Raw genomic sequence first — 19,613 nt, forward strand, 5'->3', positions numbered from 1 at the left:
ATGCCGGGATGCGGGTGACCGTCGCCGGGGCCGGGATCATCGGGCTGAGCTGTGCCCACCGGCTGGCCGAAGCCGGCCACGACGTCGTCCTCGCCGCCGCCGCTCCGCCGGGGGAGACGACCTCCGCCGTCGCCGGTGGGGTGCTCTACCCGCCCGTGCGCCGTCCCGATGCGCGGATCGTGCGCTGGACCGCCGCGACTCTCGCCGTGCTGCGCGATCAGGACGCGCCCGGCGTGCGGTTCCGCCGCGGCCGCGTCCTGCTGGCGCCGGGCGCCCCGGACCCGTGGTGGCTGACCGCGATGACCGACCCCGTCCGCGACGGCGACCGGCTGGACTTCACCACCGCGCTCGTCGACACCCCGGTCTACCTGGACTGGCTCCTGAACCGGGTGAACGCGCTGGGCGTACGCATCGAGTACCGGCCGCTGACTTCGCTCGACGGCCTCGGCCCGGTCGTCAACGCGGCCGGGCTCGGCGCGGGCCGGCTGGCCGGGGACGACTCGATGGTCCCCGTCGGCGGCCAGGTCGTGCACCTGGCCGACCCGGGCCTGCCGGGGTTCGCGGTCGACGAGTCCGGCCCGGGCGCGACCTATGTCATCCCGCACGGCACCCACGTCGTCTGCGGCGGCACCGAAGAACCGGGCCGCGGCGACACCGAACCCAACCCGGGCGTGACGGCCGGCATCGTGCGCCGCGCCCGCGAGCTGGAACCGCGGCTCGCCGGCGCACGGGTGCTGCGGTCGCTGGTCGGCCTGCGCCCGTTCCGGCGCGAGGTGCGGCTGGAGCGGACCGGCGACGTCGTGCACTGCTACGGCCACGGCGGCGCGGGCATCACCCTCGCCTGGGGCTGCGCGGCGGACGTCGCCGGACTCGTCTCAGGCTCCTGAGAACTCCGCGTGGTCGGCTTCGGTCCGGTCGGCGTAACGGACCGCGTACGCGCCCAGCGCCTCGTCGAGCGCGGAATCGTCGGCGAAGTAGCCCGCCAGGAGCTTCGGGTGCAGCGACCGCGTGTGCGCGCGGGCCAGCAGCGCCCCGGCCAGGCGGCCGTAGTCGTCGAGGTGGTCCTTTTCCAGCTCCGCCGGGTCGATGTCGCCCTTGAGGTTGCGGAACTGCCGGACGATGAACGGCTCGCCGTCAATGGTCGTCCAGCCGAGCAGGATGTCGGTTTCGGCCTGGACGAGCCGGGCGCCGTCGACGATCCGCTGTCCTTCGTGCTCCGCCGCAGGCAGGCCGAGGTACGGCGCCAGGGCCGGCCGTTGCGCCTGCTTCACCTGCAGCACCAGGTCTTCCTCGTCGTTGCCGTGCAGCAGGGCGACGTAGCTGCGCAGCCCGACGCTGCCCGTGCCGACCACCCGGAAGGCGACGTCGGCGAGCCGGTAGCGGGCGATCAGCGTCCGCCGCGACTCGCGCAGGGTGTCCACATAGGACACCAGGCCGGCGGCGACGGCTTCGGCGGTCCGCTCGTCGACGTGCGTCAGCACCGGCGGGTCCTCGACGAACCGGTGCCGGGACAGGCCGGTCCGGTGGTCGTCGACGCGCTCGGTCCACTTCGCCGCGACCTTCGCGCTGGTGTTCTTGCGGGCCTTCTCGGCGGCGTCGGCGAAGTCGTCGATCAGCTCGTCCGCGCGGGCCTTCGACAGCACCGAGGAGTCCGGCAGGGCGTTCCACGACCGCAGGAACGGCAGGTCGGCCAGCGCGCGGATGGTGCGGCGGTACGACTTCACGGCGTCTTCGGCGGCTTCGCGGCAGCCGGACTCACCGATGCCGCCCTCACGGCCGGCGAGCACCAGGCTCGCCGCGAGCCGCTTGAGGTCCCACTCCCACGGGCCCGGCACGGTCTCGTCGAAGTCGTTGATGTCCATCACGATCTTGCCCTCGGGCGTGCCGTAGAGCCCGAAGTTCGCCGCGTGCGCGTCGCCGCAGAGCTGCGCGGTGAGCCCGGCCGACGGCGTGCCGGCGAGGTCGGCGCCCATCAGCCCGGCGGCGCCGCGGAAGAACGTGAACGGCGACGCGCGCATGCGTTCCCGCCGCAGTTCGGCCAGCTCCGGCAGCCGCCCGGCGTTGCTCGCCTCGAAGTACTGCTCCGGCGTCGGCCGGTCCGCGCCCGCGGCCTCGTGGTCGTGCGCCGCGGCCGGCGTCTTCTCCCGGAGCCGTTTGCCCTGCTCGTACAGCTCGGCGGGCGTGTCCCCGCCGGTGCCGGCGAGCGGCCGTTCCACCCATTCCCCTGATCCCATACCGGGCACAACGTCCGAAGGGGACGTTGTGCTCCCGGATGCCGCCGGGGCGGGAGGCACAGCCGGCGGCATCCGGGTGGTTCAGGGGCGGATGACCTCGGCGATCGCGTCGATGCCCCGGTCCAGTTCCGCACGCGTGATCACCAGCGGCGGTGCGACGCGCAGCGTGCGCTCGTGCGTTTCCTTGCACAGCACGCCCCGCGCCGACAGCGCCTGCGAAGCCGCCCGGCCGGACGGGCCGCCGGGGGCGATGTCGATGCCCGCCCACAGGCCGCGGCCGCGGACCTCGGACAGCCCGTGCCCGATCAGCTCGGTCAGCCGTGCGTGCAGGTGGGCGCCCAGTTCGGTGGAGCGCTGCTGGAACTCGCCCGTGCTCAGCAGGCGGATCACCGCGCGGCCGACCGCGCAGGCCAGCGGGTTGCCGCCGAACGTCGAGCCGTGCTCGCCCGGCTGCAGCACGCCCAGCACGTCGCGGCGGCCGACCACCGCCGACACCGGCAGGATGCCGCCGCCGAGGGCCTTGCCGAGGGTGTAGACGTCGGCGCGGACGCCTTCGTGGTCCAGCGCCAGCACGGTGCCGGTGCGGGCCAGGCCGGACTGGATCTCGTCGGCGATCAGCAGCACGCCGTGCTCGTCGCAGGCGGAACGGACCTCGGCGAAGTAGCCCTCCGGGGGCACCACGACGCCGGCCTCGCCCTGCACCGGCTCCAGGAGCACGGCGGCGGTGCGCGGGGTGATGGCGTCGCGCAGCGCGGCGGCGTCGCCGTACTTCACGGTGACGAAGCCGGGCGTGAACGGGCCGAAGTCGGCGCGCGCGGTCTCGTCGGTCGAGAACGACACGATCGTGGTGGTCCGGCCGTGGAAGTTCGAGCCGGCGACGATGATCTCGGCGGTACCGTCGGGTACGCCCTTGATCCGGTGGGCCCACTTCCGGGCGATCTTCACCGCGGACTCCACGGCCTCGGCGCCGGAGTTCATCGGCAGCACCAGCTCGGTGCCCGTGAGCTCGGCCAGCTCCCGGCAGAAGAGGCCCAGCTGGTCGTGGTGGAACGCGCGCGAGGTCAGCGTGACGCGGCCGAGCTGCTCGACGGCGGCGGCGACCAGGTCCGGGTGGCGGTGGCCGAAGTTCATGGCCGAGTACCCGGAGAGGAAGTCGAGGTAGGACTGGCCCTCGACGTCGGTCACCGAGGCACCGGAGGCTTCGGCGATCACGACGGGCAGCGGGTGGTAGTTGTGCGTGCTCCACCGCTCGTCGAGCTCGATGAAGCTCGCGGCGGAGGGGGCGGCGGTCTCCCGGCCGGCGAACGTCGTCATACGTTCAGGTTAAAGGCAGGACACGCAGAATTCAGCCGGGAATCGTTGCTTTCACCCGTTGTTCGTTGCGCACTTCCGGGCGTCGACCCCCGAAACGCTGCGGGAGGCGGGCCGGGACCCTTCACCAGGAAAGCCGCGGCCTGAGCAGGTAGTTTCGCGGGATGGCGAAGAACGACGCAGGTAGCCGGGTCCGGGACGCGCTGCGCGTGGGCGCGGAGCTGCCGGACCCCGGGTCGGCCCCGGTCGGTCCCGGCAAGAAGCCCAAGGCGCTGGCCAAGCTCGACAGCGCCGGCGAGCGGCTGTCGTCGCTGCAGGAGGCCCTCTACGCCGAGGGCGTCGGCGGCGGCACCCGCAGCGTCCTGCTCGTGCTGCAGGGCATGGACACCTCCGGCAAGGGCGGCACGGTGTCGCACGTGCTCGGCCTGGTCAACCCGATGGGCGTCCGCTACGCCGGGTTCAAGGCCCCGACGCCCGCCGAGCGGCGCCACCACTACCTGTGGCGCATCCGCAAGCAGCTGCCGGTGGCGGGCCAGATCGGCGTGTTCGACCGCTCGCACTACGAGGACATCCTGGTCCCGCGCGTGACCGGGCTGCTGACCTCGGCCGAGCGCCGCCGCCGCTACGCCGAGATCAACGAGTTCGAGAAGGAGCTGGCGGACGCGGGCACCACCGTCGTCAAGGTGTTCCTGCACATCTCGCCGCAGGAGCAGCTCAAGCGGCTGAAGGCCCGGCTGGAGACGCCCGAGAAGCACTGGAAGTACAACCCGGGCGACCTCGAAGCCCGCTCGCACTGGCCGGCCTACCAGCAGGCCTACGCCGACATCTTCAAGAAGACGTCGACCGGTCACGCGCCCTGGTACGTCGTGCCCGCCGACCACAAGTGGTACCGGAACTGGGCGGTCGCCGAGCTGCTCATCGAGACCCTCGGCGAGCTGAAGCCGGTGTACCCGGAGCCGGGCTTCGACGTCGCGGAGGAGCTGGCCAAGCTGAAGGGCGTTGGCGTACCGGAGTGATCGTCTGAAAGAGTGCGGACGTGACCGATGTCGACGACCTCCCGTTCCTCCGCAAACAGGCCCGTACCCAGCGCTTCACCCTCGGCGCGCCGAAGGAGTTCCGGGTCGCCCCGGACGGCTCCCGCGTGCTGTTCCTGCGCGCGGAGTCGGGCACCGACCCCCGGCACAGCCTCTGGTCGGCCGACCTGGCCACCGGCGCCGAGACCAAGCTGGTCGACGCCGCCGAGCTGCTGCCCGGCGAAGAGGAGTTGCCCGCTGAGGAGCGCGCGCGTCGGGAGCGGGCCCGCGAGACCGGCGGCGGCGTCGTGCACTACGGCGTCGACGCGGGCTTCACGGTCGCGGTGTTCTCGCTCTCGGGCAAGCTCTACACGCTGGACCTCGCGTCCGGCGAGGTGACGCTGCGGGTCGACGGTTCGGTCATCGACCCGCGGCCCAGCCCGGCCGGCACGCACGTCGCCTACGTCCAGGACCGGCGGCTGCACGTGCTGGAGCTGGCCACCGGCGACGACCGCGTGCTCGCCGAGGAGGACGGTGAGGACATCACCTGGGGCCTCGCGGAGTTCATCGCGGCCGAGGAGATGGACCGCACCCGCGGCTACTGGTGGGCCCCGGACGGCCGCAGCGTCCTGGCCGAGCGCTCGGACCGCGGCCCGGTGCCGCGCTGGACCATCGCCGACCCGGCCAACCCGCAGAACCCCGCCACCGTCGTCGCCTACCCGGCGGCGGGCACCACGAACGCGCTCGTTTCGCTGGCGGTGCTCGGCCTGGACGGCTCCCGCGTCGACGTCGAGCCGGGGGAGTGGGAGTACCTGGCCTCGGTGCACTGGTCGGCGGGCGGCGCGCCGCTGCTGGCCGTCCAGCCGCGCGACCAGAAGCGGATGGACGTCCTCGCCCTCGACGTCGCCGACGGCTCGACGTCGGTCGTGCACACCGCGGCCGACCAGCACTGGATCGACATCGTCGGCGGCGTCCCGGCGTGGACGCCCGACGGGCGCCTGGTCACCGAGGGCATGGTCGACGGCGACCACCGGCTGTTCGTCGGCGGCGAGGCCGTCACCCCGGCCGGGCTCCAGCTGCGGGCGGTCCTCGACGTCGGCGAGGAGATCCTCTTCAGCGCCTCCGAGGACGACCCGACGCAGATCCACGTCTTCCGGACGGAAGGCTCGTCGGTGCGTCGCCTGTCCACTGTGGACGGCGTGCACCACGGGGCCGGGAACGCCGCGGTCACCGTGCTTTCGTCGTGGAGCCTGGAGCACAGCGGGCCGCGCGTTTCGGTGCTGCGCGACGGCTCGCCGGTGGCGTCGATTTCTGTGTCCACTGTGGACCCGGAGATCGTGCCGAACCTGACCTGGCTGACACTGGGCGAGCGAGGCCTGCGCGCGGCGCTGCTGCTGCCGCGCGGCTACGAGCCGAGCGAGGGCAAGCTGCCGGTGCTGCTCGACCCGTACGGCGGCCCGCACGCCCAGCGCGTCCTGCAGAGCCGCAACGCCTTCCTGACCTCGCAGTGGCTGGCCGACCAGGGCTTCGCGGTGCTCGTCGCGGACGGCCGCGGCACGCCCGGGCGCGGCGCGGTGTGGGAGCGCGAGATCCACGGGCGCCTCGCCGACGTCACCCTGGCCGACCAGGTGGACGCCGTGCAGGCGGCGGCCGCGCGGTTCCCGGAGCTGGACCTCGAGCGCGTAGCCATCCGCGGCTGGTCCTACGGCGGGTACCTGTCGGCGCTGGCGGTGCTGCGGCGCCCGGACGTGTTCCACGCGGCGGTCGCGGGCGCGCCGGTCACCGACTGGTCGCTGTACGACACGCACTACACCGAGCGGTACCTCGGGACACCGCAGGACGATCCGGAGAGCTACGCGCACAACTCGCTGATCGAGAGCGCCGCCGAGCTGAGCCGCGCGCTGCTCATCGTGCACGGCCTGGCCGACGACAACGTGTTCGTCGCCCACGCGCTGCGGCTGTCGTCGGCGTTGCTGGCGAAGGGGCGCCCGCACGTCTTCCTGCCGCTGGCGGGCGCGACCCACATGACGCCGCAGGCCGAAGAGGTCGCGGAGAACCTGATGCGCACGCAGGTGGACTGGCTGCTGCGCGAGCTTTCCGCCGTCGCCGTCGACAAGGAGAACGCATGAGCCGCTGGGGCCTGACGATTCCGCTGACCGGGGTGCCGCTCGCCGCGCACCGCGAGCTGGTCGAGCAGCTGCCGGACCTGGGTTACACCGACGCGTGGACGGCGGAGACGGCGGGCACGGACGCCTTCACGCCGCTCGTGCTGGCCTCGCAGTGGGCGCCCCAGCTGCGCCTGGGCACGGCGATCGTGCCGGTGTACACCCGCGGCCCCGGCCTGCTGGCGATGCAGGCGGCGACGGTCGCGGAGCTGGCGCCCGGCCGGTTCGTCCTCGGCATCGGCGCGTCGTCCCCGGTGATCGTCTCGAACTGGAACGCCGCCCCGTTCGAGGAGCCGTTCGCGCGCTCGCGGGACACGCTGCGCTTCCTGCGTTCGGCGCTGGCGGGGGAGAAGGTGAGCGAAAAGTACGACACGTTCGCCGTCTCGAAGTTCCGGCTGGAGCGCCCGGCCGACCCGCCGCCGTCGATCATGCTGGCGGCCCTGCGCCCCGGCATGCTCCGCCTGGCCGCGCGCGAGGCGGACGGCGCGATCACCAACTGGCTGGCGGCGTCGGACGTGCCTCGCGTGCGCTCGGTCATCGGACCGGACGCCGAGCTGGCGGCCCGGATCTTCGTCTGCCCGACGGAAGACGCGGAAGCCGCGCGCGGCCTGGGCCGCATGCTGATCTCGAGCTACCTGACGGTCCCGGTGTACGCGGCCTTCCACGACTGGCTCGGCCGCGGCGAGGCACTGGCCCCGATGCACGAGGCGTGGGCGGCGGGCGACCGGCAGAAGGCGAACCGGGTGATCCCGGATTCGGTGGTGGACGAGCTGGTGATCCACGGGAGCGTGGAGTCGTGCCGGGAGCAGGTCAAGTCCTATGTGGACAACGGGCTGACGACCCCGATCATCGCGCTCCTGCCGACCGGCGGTGACCCGTTCGAGCAGGTGCGGGGCTTGGCGCCGCGCTGACCGGTCGTGAGGGGGAAACAGGGTTTCAACCCTGTTTCCCCCTCAAGACCACACCGCGGTGGCCAGCAGCAGCCCGGCGGCTCCGGCGGCCAGGCCCGCGACCACCGTCACCACCACGTTGAGCACCGCGTACAGCCGGGTCTTCTCCAGGAACAGCCGGACCGTCTCGTAGCCGAACGTCGAGAACGTCGTCAGGCCGCCGCAGAAGCCGACCGCGACCAGGGCGCGGATCGACGACGGCTCCGCGCCGTGCAGGAGCCAGCCGCTCAGGAAGCCCAGGATGAACGAGCCGGCGATGTTCACCGTCAGGGTGCCGAAGGGGAACGGCGAGTCCCGCCACGTCTGCACCCGGCGGTCGGTCAGGTAGCGCAGGATCGAGCCGGCCGCGCCGCCGAGGGCCACCAGGAGCAGCGTCACTCCGTCCGCCCCGCGTGGCGGACCACCTCGACCCGGTCGAGGGTCACCAGTCCCTCGCCGATGAGCTCGTCCAGCTGCGGCAGGAACGCGCGGAGCTTCTCCTCGGCGTCGATGATCACGATGACCACCGGCAGGTCCTCCGACAGCGACAGGATCCGCGTCGTGTGGATCAGCGACGAAGCGCCGTAGCCCTCGACGCCGCGAAGCACCGAAGCGCCCGCGAGACCGGCGGCGCGGGCCCGGCGGACGATCTCGTGGTAGAGCGGCTTGTGGTGCCAGTGGTCGTCTTCGCCGAGGTAGATCGTGAGGCGGGTGGCCGGTCCTTCCATCAGCGTCCCTTCCGGATCGCGCGGGTCGCCGTCAGTCCGGCGGCCACCGCCGCCAGGCACAGCACCAGCGACGCCGCCGCGTACAGCAGCGAAGCCAGTATCCGCCCGGTCGTGGCCGCGTCGAGGGTGTCGGTCACGAACGTGGAGAACGTCGTGAAGCCGCCCAGGATGCCGACGCCGAGGAACGGGCGGAGCAGGTGGTGGGGGCGCGCGGTGGTCGTGAGGAAGGCCATCAGGACGCCGATGAGCAGGCAGCCGAGCGCGTTGGTGAGCAGCGTCGCGACGGCGAACTCGCCGCGGGCGTGCGGGATGGCGACGGACAGCCCGTAGCGGGCGAGGCTGCCCAGCGCGCCGCCGGCGCCGATGGCCAGCAGGACGTCCCACCGGGTCGCGGGCACGGTGATCACCTCCGCGGCCGAACCTACTCCCGATGGCCGACGCGTCCCCGCCACCCGGTCGAGCATGCTGGACGGGGCCGGGTGACAGGCAGCCGTCGGTCGCCGTACTGTTGCTCAGCGTAGGCAAGGCAACCCTAAGGAAGGGCGGGTACATGCGAGCAGACGTGCTGGCCGGTGGCCACGACGGCGCGGACCGGCTCGCCGAGCTGATCCCGGCAGCACTACGCGGCATGGCAGCGGGCGCAGCGGAACGCGGCGGCCCCATCCCGGCCGGCGGCCCGGCAGCGGTGGCCGCAGCCCTGATGGCCGAGCACGGCGACCCCGGAACCCCCGCGGCGGCCGCCCCCGGTGGCGCGGAGCCGCTCGACGACCCGGCGGCGGCCCGGGGATCGGCGGTCGGGGATGGCTCGGCGGGGTTGCTCGGAGGCCCCGCAGCGGCCCGGGGACCGGCGGCCGGGGATGGTGCCGGCCCGGTGGAGTTGCTCGGTGACCCTGCTGTGGCCTGCGGATCGGCGGCCGGGGATGGCTCAGCGGAGCTGGGCGGCCCAGCGGCGGCTCGCGACCAGGCCGCAGCCACCGCCCTCGAACTCGCCGGCGCACCGCGAGCCACCCTCGGGCCCGCCCCCGCCCCCGCCCCCGCCCTCGCCACCGGCACCCTCCCTCGTCACGGCGTCGGAGCCGAAGCCGCCCTCGAAGAGCTCAGCCGGCTCCTCGCCGCCGGGTCCGCGGACCCCGCCGACCCCGCCTGTGCCGCTCACCTCCACTGCCCGCCGCTCGCCGTCTCCGTTGCCGCCGATGTCGTCGCCAGTGCGCTCAACCCCTCCATGGACTCCTGGGACCAGGCCCCCGTCGCCAGTGAACTCGAGCGCGAATTCACCGCCGGGATCGCCCGTTTGTGTTACCCCGGCGAGGAAAACCCGGACGCCGTCGTCACCACCGGTGGCACCGAATCCAACCTCCTCGGCCTGCTCCTCGCCCGCGAGACCGGCATCGTCCAAGCCATCTGCGGCGCCAACGCCCACCACAGCGTCGCCCGCGCCGCCTGGCTGCTCGGCCTGCCCGCCCCGATCGTCGTGGCCTGCGAAGGCGACCGCATGCTGCCCGCCGCCCTCGCCGAGGTCGTCACGCCGCACACCGTCGTCGTCGCCACCGCCGGGACCACCAACACCGGCACCCTCGACCCGCTCCCCGAAATCGCCGAAATCTGCCGCCGCGCGGGAGCGCGCCTGCACGTCGACGCCGCCTACGGGGGCACCGCTCTGTGCAGTGACGCCCTCAAGGCCAAGCTCGCCGGGCTCGAACTCGCCGACTCCGTGGCGCTCGACCTGCACAAGTTCGGCTGGCAGCCGGTCGCCGCCGGGTTGTTCGCCGCCCGGGAGGCCGCCGATCTCGCCGCGCTGACCGTGCGGGCCGAGTACCTCAACGCCGACGACGACACCGAAGCCGGGCTGCCGGACCTGCTCGGCCGGTCGATCCGGACGTCGCGGCGGCCGGACGCCTTCCGGATGGCCGTCACCGTGCGCGCGCTCGGGACCGACGGGCTCGGCGCGCTCGTCGAACGCTGCTGCGCCACCGCCGCCGAGGTCGCGGCGAACGTCGAACGGCACCCCGGGCTGCGGCTCTGGGGCCGGCCGGAACTGTCCACCGTGGTCCTGCGGCCGGTCGTCGCGGACACCGACGGCGGGGACGAACTCGTCGCGCGCGTCCGCCGGGCACTCCTCGAAGCCGGCACCGCCGTCATCGGCCGCGCCACGCTGCCGACCGGGCCCGGTGGCGCCGGCCGGTTGTGGCTCAAGCTCACGCTGCTGCACCCGCACGCCACCGCCGCCGACTACCGGCCGCTGCTCGACCGGATCGCCGCGACCGCGGGTGCCGAACTCGTCGCCGGCCGGGAAAGCCCGGTCGCTTCGTGAGGCGCCACCACCTCGCGGGTGTCGGGATCGGACCGTTCAACCTCTCGCTCGCGGCGCTGGCCGACGGCGTCGACGGCCTGGACGCGGTGTTCTTCGACGCCCGCCCGGAGTTCCGCTGGCACCCCGGCCTGCTGGTCGAGGGCGCGACGCTGCAGGTGCCGTTCCTCGCCGACCTGGTCACGCTGGTCGACCCGACCAGCCCGTTCTCCTTCCTCAACTACCTGCGCGACCGCGGCCGGCTGCTCCCGTTCTACTTCGCCGAGCGCTTCCACCCGCCGCGCGCCGAATACGACGACTACGGCCGGTGGGCCGCGGCCCGGCTGCCGTCGTGCCGGTTCGGGCACGAGGTCACCGGCATCCGCTGGGACGGCGACGCCTTCGAACTCACCGTCGCCGGGGCCGAACCGGTGCTCGCGGACCACGTCGTGCTCGGCGTCGGCTCGGTTCCCTCGGTGCCGGAGCCGCTGCGCGGCCTCGTCGCCGATCCGGACGTCCTCGCGCTGCACTCCGCGGATTACCTGCCGCACCGGGAAAAGCTGCTCGGCGCCGACAGCGTCACGGTCGTCGGGTCCGGGCAGTCGGGGGCCGAGGTGTTCCTCGACCTGCTGCGCTCGAAATCCACTGTGGACGGACTGCGCTGGCTCGCGCGGACCCCCGCGTTCGCGCCGATGGAGTACTCGAAGCTCGGCCTCGAACAGTTCACCCCGGACTACACCGCGTACTTCCACGGCCTCCCCGAAACCGTCCGCGACCGGCTGCTGCCGGCGCAGTGGCAGCTGTACAAGGGGATCGACGCCGAGACGATCGCCGCGATCCACGACGAGCTCTACCGCCGCAGCATCGCCGGCCCGCCGGGAGCGGTGCTGACCCCCGGCGTGGAAGTCGTCTCTTCGTCCACAGTGGAGGGACGGATCGAACTCCGCGTCACGCACGCGCAGCAGGGCCGCGTGGGCACCCTGCGCACCGACGCCGTCGTCGCGGCCACCGGGTACGCGGAGGCCCCGACCGGCCCGCTGCTGGCCGGGCTCGGTGACGCCGTCCACCGCGACGGCCGGGGCCGCCTGGTCGTGGACGCCGGCTACCGCGTCGGCCTCGACGTGCCGGGCGCGCTCTACGTCCAGAACGCGGAACGGCACACCCACGGCCCCGGCGCCCCCGACCTCGGGCTCGGCGCCTGGCGGGCGGCCGTGATCCTCAACGCCGTGTGCGGCGAGACCGTGCACGCACTGCCCGACCGCACCGCCTTCACCACGTTCGGCCTGGAGGACAAGTGACCCTCGACGAGGCGGCCGCCTGGCGCGCGGCCGGTGCCCTGATCGCGCACAAGATGCTCGGGGAGCTCTCCTACGAGCACCTGCTGGAGCCCGTTCGGGACGGCGATTCCTACCGGCTCGAGCTGCCCGGCGCCGCATACGCGTTCCGGGCGCGGCGGGGCGCGTTCGACGCCTGGACGGTCGAACCGGGCAGCGCGCGCCGCTCCGGCGAGCCGGTCACCGACCCGCGCACCCTCGTCGTGGACGCCCGGGAAGTGCTGGGGCTGAGCGGGTTGCGGCTGGCCGACGTGCTGGCCGAGCTGACCTCGACCGTCGCCAACGAGGCCGCCCGGCTGCGGCGCGCCCCGACCGCGGCCGCACTGTCCACGATGGACTACAACGTCGCCGACGGGCACCTCACCGGCCACCCGCGGCTGGTGCTGAACAAGGGCCGCGTCGGGTTCTCCGCGCGCGACCGCGCCCGGTACGCGCCGGAAGCGGGCGCCGACGTCCGGCTGCGCTGGTTCGCCGTCCACCCGGACCACGCCGAGTTCCGCTGCGTCGACGAGCTGAGCCGGGAAGCGCTCCTGGACGCCGAACTCGGGGCGCTGCGGGCGGAATTCGCCCGGAAGGTGCCCGGGGACTACGTCTGGGTGCCGGTGCACCCTTGGCAGGCCGACGAAATCCTCGGCACGCTCTACGCCGCCGAGCTCGCCACCGGCGTCGTGGTCGACCTCGGGGAGAGCGCCGACGCCTACCGCGCGCACCAGACGGTCCGGACGCTGGGCAACGTGACCACGCCGGGCCGCCACGACGTCAAGACCGCGGTCTCGGTGCGCAACACGCTGGTCTACCGCGGGCTCGACTCGGCGGCGACGCTCGCCGGGCCGTCGGTGACGTCGTGGCTGCGCCGGATCAGCGCGGCCGACCCGCTGCTGAGCGAGCGGTACCGGTTCGGGCTGCTCGGCGAAGTCGCGAGCGTGTCGGTGACGCACCCGCTGTTCGGGCACCTGGAGGAGCTGCCGTACCGCTTCCACGAGACGCTGGGCGCGCTGTGGCGCGAGCCGATCCGGCTCGCGGACGGGGAACGCGCGATTTCGTTCGCCGCCTTGCCGTACCGCGGTCCCGACGGCGTTTCGATGCTTGCGCACCTCATCGCGAGCGGCGATCCCGAGGCGTGGCTGGCCCGGCTGTTCGACCTGCTGCTCACGCCGTTGCTGCAGTGGCTGCTGCGCCACGGCGTCGGGTTCTGCCCGCACGGCCAGAACCTGGTCCTGGTCGTCGACGCCGCCGGCTCCCCCCAGCGGGTGCTGATCAAGGACTTCGCCCAGGGCGTCGACCTGCTCGACGAGCCGGTCGGGAGCTACGAGTCGCTCCCGCCCGAGGCGAACGCGGACATGCTGCGGTGGCCCGCGCACCTGCTCGCGCAGTCGCTGTTCAGCTCGGTGTTCTCCGGCCAGTTCCGGTTCTGGGCCGAGGTCCTGCTCGACGAGACCGGCCTGCCCCGGGCCCGGTTCTGGGCGCTCGTGCGCGAGGTCGTGGGCCGCTACCGCGCCGAAAACCCGGACGTCGCCGCGCGGTTCGACGCGTGCCGGCTGTTCGCGCCGGACGTCGAGCGCGTGACGCTCAACCGGGAGCACCTCGCCGGCCAGGGGTTCGACAAGGTGGAGCGCGACGACGAGTTCGACGTCCGGTGGGGCCGGGTGCCGAACCCGCTGCACGCCGCCGACCCCGGCGGCGCGTGGTGACGCCGTTCGCGCGGCCGGCCGGCCCGCGGTCACTGGCGGCGCGCCAGGCCGCGGCGGCCGGGGGTAAGGCCGTGCTGCGCGGGGTGCTCGCCGAGGACGGCGCGCGCCTGCTCCTGCTGGTGCCCGACCCGCACGCCCGCTTCGCCGCGGTCGAGCTGGCCGCGCCGTTCGCCGCCTCGGTCCTCGACGACGGCTACGGCGTCTGCAGCTACGTCTTCGCGTGGTCGCCGGACCGGGAGCCGCTCCCGGCGTCCGGCGTGCTGGGCGGCTACCTCGAAGGCTTCGGCGACCTGCGGATGCGCCCGGACCCGGCGACGGCGATCCCGTGGGGCGAGCGGACGTGGGCGGTGGTGTGCGACGCCGAGTGGCCGTCCGGCCAGCTCGCGGAGCTCGCCCCGCGCGAGGTGCTGCGCGGGCAGCTCGCGGCGCTGGAGGGGCTCGGGCTGGTGCCGTCGGTGGGCATCGAGCACGAGGTCGTGTTCGCCGACGCCGCCGGGCCGCTCACCGCGCACGGCACCGACTACGCGCTCGGCGGCACCGAACGCCTGGCGCCGCTGCTGGCCGACCTCCGGTCCGCTTTGGACGAAGCCGGCTTGGGTGTCGAGTCCGCCCGCGCGGAATGCCACCCCGGGCAGTACGAGGTCGTGCTGCGCCACCGCGACGCGCTGGCCGCGTGCGACGACGTGCTGCTGCAGCAGCTGATCGTGCGCCGGGTCGCCGCGCGCCACTCGGTGGAAGCGTCCTACCTGGCCGCACCCGCGCCGGGGCAGGGGAATTCGGGCCACGTGCACCTGTCTCTGTCCACTGTGGACGGATTGCCGCCGGACCTGCTGGGCGGCTTCCTGGCGGGCGTGCTGCGCGACGCGCGGGCGCTGACGGCGGTGTGGGCGCCGACGTGGAACAGCTACGTGCGGCTGCGCACGGCACCGTTCTCCCCGCGCGAGATCCGCTGGGGCCACGACGACCGGACGGCGTCGGTGCGCGTCGCCGGGCCGCCGTCGGACCCCCGCCTGGAGTTCCGCTTCGCCGGCGCGGACGCCCAGCCGCACCTGGTGCTCGCGGCGCTGCTCGCGGCCGGGCGGTTCGGGCTGGAGGAGGGGCTGACGCCGCCGGAGCCGGGCGTCACCACGGGCTCGCTGGCGGGCTCGCCCTGGGAAGCGCTGTCGTCGATGGGCCGGGTGGGGGAGCTGCTGGGCGAGGACGTCGCGGCCCAGCTGACGGCGCTGCTGACCGAGGAGATCGAGTCCGGCCTGGAGGCGGTCACGGACTGGCAGCGGCGCCGCGGCACCCTACGCGGCTGAACGATCCGGCCGGATTTCCCCGGCGAGGGGTTGCGCGGGGGCGTCCGGGTGCGCAGGCTCGACGTCGTGAGCGAGCACGAGTACGACCTCATCGTCATCGGTTCGGGCCCCGGCGGTCAGAAGGCCGCCATCGCCGCGGCGAAGCTGGGCAAGCGGGTGGCGGTCGTGGACCGGCACGACATGGTCGGCGGGGTGTGCGTCAACACCGGCACGATCCCGTCGAAGACGCTGCGCGAAGCGGTGCTCTACCTGACCGGGATGAACCAGCGCGAGCTCTACGGCGCGAGCTACCGCGTCAAGCAGGACATCACCATCGCCGACCTGCTCGCGCGCACCCAGCACGTCGTCGGGCGCGAGGTCCAGGTCGTGCGCGCGCAGCTGATGCGCAACCACGTCGACCTCATCCCCGGCCTCGGCTCGTTCGCCGACGCGCACACCGTGGTCGTCGAGAGCAAGCACCCGGGCGACCGCCGGACGCTGAGCGGCGACCACGTCGTGATCGCCACCGGCACCCGTCCCGCGCGGCCCGGCCACGTCGACTTCGACGCCGCCCGCGTCCTGGACTCCGACGAGATCCTGCGGCTCGAGCAGATCCCGTCGTCGCTCGTGGTGGTCGGCGCCGGCGTGATCGGCATCGAGTACGCGTCGATGTTCGCCGCGCTCGGCTCGCGGGTGACGGTGGTCGAGCAGCGCGACCAGATGCTCGACTTCTGCGACCCGGAGATCGTCGAGTCCCTCAAGTTCCAGCTGCGCGACCTCGGCGTCACGTTCCGCTTCGGCGAGAAGGTCGCCGACGTCGCGGTGTCCGACGACGCCACGATCACGACCCTGGTCAGCGGCAAGCGCATCCCGGCCGACGGCGTCATGTACTCCGCGGGCCGCCAGGGCATGACCGGCGACCTCAACCTGGAGGCGGCGGGCCTGAGCGCGGACGCGCGCGGCCGGCTGGTGGTCGACGAGAACTACCGCACCGAGGTCCCGCACATCTACGCGGTCGGCGACGTGATCGGCTTCCCGGCACTGGCGGCGACGTCGATGGACCAGGGCAGGCTGGCGGCCTACCACGCGTTCGGCGAACCGGCGAACGGCCTGGGCGCGCTGCAGCCGATCGGCATCTACACCATCCCGGAGATCTCCTACGTCGGTTCGACGGAGGCGCAGCTGACGTCGTCGTCGGTGCCGTACGAGGTCGGCATCGCGCGCTACCGCGAGCTGGCGCGCGGCCAGATCACCGGCGACAGCTACGGGATGCTCAAGCTGCTGGTGTCCACGACGGACCGCAAGCTGCTGGGCGTGCACGTGTTCGGCACGGGCGCGACCGACCTGGTCCACATCGGACAGGCGGTGATGGGCTGCGGCGGCACGGTCGACTACCTGGTGGACGCGGTGTTCAACTACCCGACGCTGTCGGAGGCGTACAAGGTGGCGGCGCTGGACGCGACGAACAAGATCCGGGCCTTGGACCGCTTCTCGTCCTGACCGGCTCGGGGCGGGATGCCCTGAAAGGGTCGTTCACCTCACCAGACGACATGAACGAGTCGTTCACGACATCACGGCCGGGGGCCCGGCAAAGTCACGCGGCCGGGCCACCCTGCCGTCGGTGACCCGCTCGCTGGTGCAGCGCTGCGGGCCGCACCGACGTGGCTTTGCCGGGGCCCTGGACTCCGACGCCGTGAACGACCCTTTCATGACGTTCGCGTGCCGAGCCTGAGCCGCCCCCCGCCCGCGGGCGTCGCGAAAGGACCGTTCGCGACGCTCCGGGCCGGGAACCACGCCCCGCACCTCGTCCAAAGCCCCTGTGTACCGCCTCAAGAACCACACCAGCACCACCCGATCCACCTGCCGCGAACCCGTTTGACACTCGACTAGAACGTATGTTCGACTGGCGGCGTGCGATGGGATCGGCAGCGAGCAGGGGAGGGTGAGCCGGCACTGCCCGGGCTGGAGGGCCTGGTGCGTTCCGTGCGGTCACCGGAATTCGACGGCGTCACCTTTCACGAGGTGCACGCGCGCTCGGTGCTGAACAAGGTGCCCGCCGGCTCCGGCGTGCCCTTCGGCTGGACCGTGAACCCCTACCGCGGCTGCTCCCACGCCTGCACGTACTGCCTCGAAGGCGGCACCGAGATCCTCCTGGCGGACGGCCGGACCAAGGCGCTGTCGGAGCTGAAGGTCGGGGACGCCATCTACGGCACCCGCGGCCACGGCGCGGCCCGGCGGCTGGTGCCGACCCGCGTGGAGGCGCACTGGACCACCTTGCGCGCCGCGTACCGGGTGACCCTCGAGGACGGCACGCGGCTCGTCGCCGGCGGCGATCACCGGTTCCTGACGAACAAGGGCTGGAAGCACGTCACCGGCAGCAAGTTCGGGGCCGCCCAGCGGCCGCACCTCGAGCCCGGGACCGAGCTGATCGGGGTCGGGCGGTTCGAGCCGACGCCGGACGAGACGCTCGGGTACCGCGCCGGCTACCTCTGCGGGATGCTGCGCTCCGGCGGGTTCGCCGCGGAGCCGGACGCCGCCGCCCGCGCGCTCGCGTACCTGCCCGACTTCGGGGCGTCCGTCGGCTTCCTGAAGGTGCCGTCGGAGCCGGACGCGCACTGGCAGCGCGGGTTCCTCGCCGGCGTCTTCGACATCGCGGGCGGCTACGGCCGCGGCATCCTCACCTTCGCGCACGACGAACCGGAGATCACCGACGCCGTCGCCGCCGCGCTCGCCCGGTTCGGCTTCGCCCGCCAGGTCGACGAGGTGCCGAAGTTCCCGACCCGCCAGGAGGTCCGGCTGCTCGGCGGCGCCGGCGAAGTCCTGCGGTTCCTGCACGTGAGCAACCCGGCGGTGACCTGGAAGCGGTCGCTGGACGGCGCGGTGATCGGCGCGAGCCGCCGCCGCGTCGAGGCGATCGAGCCGCTGGGCCTGCAGCTGCCGCTGTTCGACATCACCACCGGCACCGGCGACTTCATCGCCGACGGCATGGTGTCCCACAACTGCTTCGCCCGGAACACCCACACCTACCTCGACTTCGACGCCGGCCGCGACTTCGACACCCAGGTGGTCGTCAAGGTCAACGCCCCGCAGGTGCTCACCGCGCAGCTGAAGAAGCCGTCGTGGCGGCGCGAGCACGTCGCCATGGGCACCAACACCGACCCCTACCAGCGCGCGGAGGGCCGCTACCGGCTGATGCCGGGCATCATCACGGCGCTGGCGCGCTCCGGCACGCCGCTGTCGGTGCTCACGAAGGGCACGGTGCTGGCGCGCGACCTGCCGCTGCTGCAGGACGTCGCCGCCGACGTGCCGGTCGGGCTCGCGGTGTCGATCGCGCTGCTCGACGGCGAGCTCCAGCACCGCCTCGAACCCGGGACGCCGAGTCCGCGTGCGCGGCTCGAGCTGGTCCGCAAGGCCCGCGACGCCGGGCTGGAGTGCTCGGTGCTGGTGGCGCCGGTGCTGCCGTGGCTGACCGACTCCGCCGAGGCCCTCGACGCGCTGTTCGCGCAGCTCGCCGACGTCGGCGCGTCGAGCGTGACGGTCTTCCCGCTGCACCTGCGCCCCGGCGCCCGCGAGTGGTTCGGCCGCTGGCTGGCCGGCTCGTACCCGGCGCTGGTCCCGCGGTACCGGGAGCTGTACGCGCGCGGCAGCTACGTGCAGAAGGCCTACCGGGAGCGGCTCGCGGAGCGCGTCGCGCCGTTGCTGCGGCGGCACGGGCTGGCGCCGAAGACCGGGTACGACCCGCGCGACCCCGAGCCGGCGCCCGCCGCGGAACCCCCCGCGCCCACCGAACAGCTGCGCCTGCTCTGACGGTCCATTGTGGACCATCCGGGTGACGCGCTGGGCCGTTCGACGTAATCCTCGCCCCGGTGCGCGGCGCTGTCCTGGGCTTGCGGGAAAATGTCCGATCGTGTCGTTGTCGTCCCGCGTCACCGGCGCCTAACGTCGAAGGGATGGACCCGGGAAGGAGCGGACGGTGACGACCTCGCAGACCGATCGCGTCGCGGCCGCCCGGCTCGCCTGGGCCGCGCTGAAGCTGACCCGGGCCGGCCGGCACCCGGTGGGCGTCGACCGCCTGGCCGCGATCGTCGGCGTCACCCCCGCCGAAGCCCGGCGGCTGGTCGAGCTGATCGGCTTCACGCTGCACCGCGACCTCGTCTCGACCGGCCCGGCCCCGCGCGGCGCGCACCACCGGCTGGCGCCCGCCGAAGGCACCCTCGGCGCCGGCCCGGACGGTTCGGTCGACATGTTCCTGCTGGCCATCGCCACCGGCGAGCGCGTGCACGCGGCCGCGGTCTGCCCGGTCACCGGCACCCACATCCGGATCGACCTGGTGGCGCACGGGATCCTCCAGGCCGACCCGCCGACCGCGGTGGTGGCGGCCGTCGACCTCGGCTTCGGCCTGGCGCACGTCGACGCGGTGGCCTGCGCGGGCCAGCCGTTCTTCGCCTCGGCGTCGGCCGCGGCGAGCTGGCTGGTGGGGCACCCGGGCGGCCGGATCTACCAGGTGGCGGCCTACCTGGCCCAGGCGCACCGCCTGGTCGCGGCGCTGGAGGCCCGGCCCCGGTTCGTGCTCTGACGCGGGCACCGCTGCCCACCGCCGCAGGCGAGCCTGCCGACGTCGTAGGCTGGGCTGTTCGTTAG

General features: G+C 73.6%; 16 protein-coding genes. 11 read left to right on the forward strand and 5 right to left on the reverse strand.

From position 1 onward, the window contains the following. Window positions 1–8 precede the first annotated feature (8 nt). A complete protein-coding gene (locus ACLJQM_RS23285) occupies window positions 9–887 on the forward strand; it encodes an FAD-dependent oxidoreductase (protein ID WP_410632752.1) in 879 nt (292 codons plus the stop codon). Here the strand turns inward: ACLJQM_RS23285 and ACLJQM_RS23290 are convergent. Together ACLJQM_RS23290 and rocD are read right to left on the reverse strand one after the other, a co-directional pair. Further along, on the reverse strand, window positions 876–2,234 hold the full coding sequence (locus tag ACLJQM_RS23290; RefSeq protein WP_410632754.1) for a DUF2252 domain-containing protein: 1,359 nt from the start codon (window positions 2,232–2,234) through the stop codon (window positions 876–878). The two genes, ACLJQM_RS23285 and ACLJQM_RS23290, sit on opposite strands and share 12 nt — an antisense overlap. Window positions 2,235–2,315: 81 nt before the next feature. Continuing rightward, window positions 2,316–3,548 (reverse strand): ornithine--oxo-acid transaminase, encoded by a 1,233-nt coding sequence (rocD, locus tag ACLJQM_RS23295; protein ID WP_360767285.1) that lies wholly within the window; start codon window positions 3,546–3,548, stop codon window positions 2,316–2,318. A 161-nt stretch (window positions 3,549–3,709) separates the two neighbouring features. Between rocD and ACLJQM_RS23300 the strand changes: the two genes are divergently transcribed. The 3 genes from ACLJQM_RS23300 to ACLJQM_RS23310 are packed head-to-tail and all read left to right on the forward strand — an operon-like array spanning window position 3,710 to window position 7,634. Next, window positions 3,710–4,561, forward strand: a complete 852-nt coding sequence (locus tag ACLJQM_RS23300; RefSeq protein ID WP_247011716.1) for a PPK2 family polyphosphate kinase — start codon at window positions 3,710–3,712, stop codon at window positions 4,559–4,561. Window positions 4,562–4,581: 20 nt separating this feature from the next. Further along, the gene (locus tag ACLJQM_RS23305; protein WP_410632755.1) at window positions 4,582–6,687 is read left to right on the forward strand and encodes a prolyl oligopeptidase family serine peptidase; all 2,106 of its coding nucleotides are present in this window, start codon (window positions 4,582–4,584) and stop codon (window positions 6,685–6,687) included. After that, on the forward strand, window positions 6,684–7,634 hold the full coding sequence (locus ACLJQM_RS23310; protein WP_247011712.1) for an LLM class F420-dependent oxidoreductase: 951 nt from the start codon (window positions 6,684–6,686) through the stop codon (window positions 7,632–7,634). Before ACLJQM_RS23305 ends, ACLJQM_RS23310 begins: the two co-directional genes overlap by 4 nt. A gap of 42 nt (window positions 7,635–7,676) precedes the next feature. Here the strand turns inward: ACLJQM_RS23310 and crcB are convergent, their stop codons facing one another. The 3 genes from crcB to ACLJQM_RS23325 are packed head-to-tail and all read right to left on the reverse strand — an operon-like array spanning window position 7,677 to window position 8,787. Further along, complete coding sequence (gene crcB, locus ACLJQM_RS23315; RefSeq protein WP_410632756.1) at window positions 7,677–8,051, reverse strand: fluoride efflux transporter CrcB; 375 nt, start codon at window positions 8,049–8,051, stop codon at window positions 7,677–7,679. Then, window positions 8,048–8,380, reverse strand: coding sequence for a DUF190 domain-containing protein (locus ACLJQM_RS23320; RefSeq protein ID WP_410632757.1), 333 nt, complete (start codon window positions 8,378–8,380; stop codon window positions 8,048–8,050). The genes crcB and ACLJQM_RS23320 overlap by 4 nt, the downstream gene beginning before the upstream one ends. After that, the gene (locus ACLJQM_RS23325) at window positions 8,380–8,787 is read right to left on the reverse strand and encodes a fluoride efflux transporter FluC (RefSeq protein WP_360767297.1); all 408 of its coding nucleotides are present in this window, start codon (window positions 8,785–8,787) and stop codon (window positions 8,380–8,382) included. Before ACLJQM_RS23325 ends, ACLJQM_RS23320 begins: the two co-directional genes overlap by 1 nt. 143 nt (window positions 8,788–8,930) lie before the next feature. On the opposite strand from ACLJQM_RS23325, the gene ACLJQM_RS23330 reads away from it, so the two are divergent. The 7 genes from ACLJQM_RS23330 (at window position 8,931) to merB (ending at window position 19,548) form a co-directional block, all read left to right on the forward strand. After that, the gene (locus ACLJQM_RS23330) at window positions 8,931–10,691 is read left to right on the forward strand and encodes a pyridoxal phosphate-dependent decarboxylase family protein (RefSeq protein ID WP_410632758.1); all 1,761 of its coding nucleotides are present in this window, start codon (window positions 8,931–8,933) and stop codon (window positions 10,689–10,691) included. Further along, the gene (locus ACLJQM_RS23335) at window positions 10,688–11,965 is read left to right on the forward strand and encodes a lysine N(6)-hydroxylase/L-ornithine N(5)-oxygenase family protein (protein ID WP_360767304.1); all 1,278 of its coding nucleotides are present in this window, start codon (window positions 10,688–10,690) and stop codon (window positions 11,963–11,965) included. Before ACLJQM_RS23330 ends, ACLJQM_RS23335 begins: the two co-directional genes overlap by 4 nt. Continuing rightward, a complete protein-coding gene (locus tag ACLJQM_RS23340; RefSeq protein ID WP_410632759.1) occupies window positions 11,962–13,692 on the forward strand; it encodes an IucA/IucC family protein in 1,731 nt (576 codons plus the stop codon). The genes ACLJQM_RS23335 and ACLJQM_RS23340 overlap by 4 nt, the downstream gene beginning before the upstream one ends. Continuing rightward, window positions 13,689–14,993 (forward strand): glutamine synthetase, encoded by a 1,305-nt coding sequence (locus ACLJQM_RS23345; protein ID WP_410632893.1) that lies wholly within the window; start codon window positions 13,689–13,691, stop codon window positions 14,991–14,993. Before ACLJQM_RS23340 ends, ACLJQM_RS23345 begins: the two co-directional genes overlap by 4 nt. Before the next feature lie 66 nt (window positions 14,994–15,059). Further along, on the forward strand, window positions 15,060–16,472 hold the full coding sequence (gene sthA, locus ACLJQM_RS23350; RefSeq protein WP_360767310.1) for a Si-specific NAD(P)(+) transhydrogenase: 1,413 nt from the start codon (window positions 15,060–15,062) through the stop codon (window positions 16,470–16,472). Between the two features lie 411 nt (window positions 16,473–16,883). Then, the gene (locus ACLJQM_RS23355) at window positions 16,884–18,779 is read left to right on the forward strand and encodes an intein-containing Rv2578c family radical SAM protein (protein WP_410632760.1); all 1,896 of its coding nucleotides are present in this window, start codon (window positions 16,884–16,886) and stop codon (window positions 18,777–18,779) included. A 166-nt stretch (window positions 18,780–18,945) separates the two neighbouring features. Then, the gene (gene merB / locus ACLJQM_RS23360) at window positions 18,946–19,548 is read left to right on the forward strand and encodes an organomercurial lyase (RefSeq protein ID WP_247011701.1); all 603 of its coding nucleotides are present in this window, start codon (window positions 18,946–18,948) and stop codon (window positions 19,546–19,548) included. The last annotated feature ends 65 nt before the right edge of the window (window positions 19,549–19,613 follow it).

This window comes from Amycolatopsis sp. cmx-4-83, assembly GCF_046548815.1.
Taxonomy (GTDB): domain Bacteria; phylum Actinomycetota; class Actinomycetes; order Mycobacteriales; family Pseudonocardiaceae; genus Amycolatopsis; species Amycolatopsis pretoriensis_A.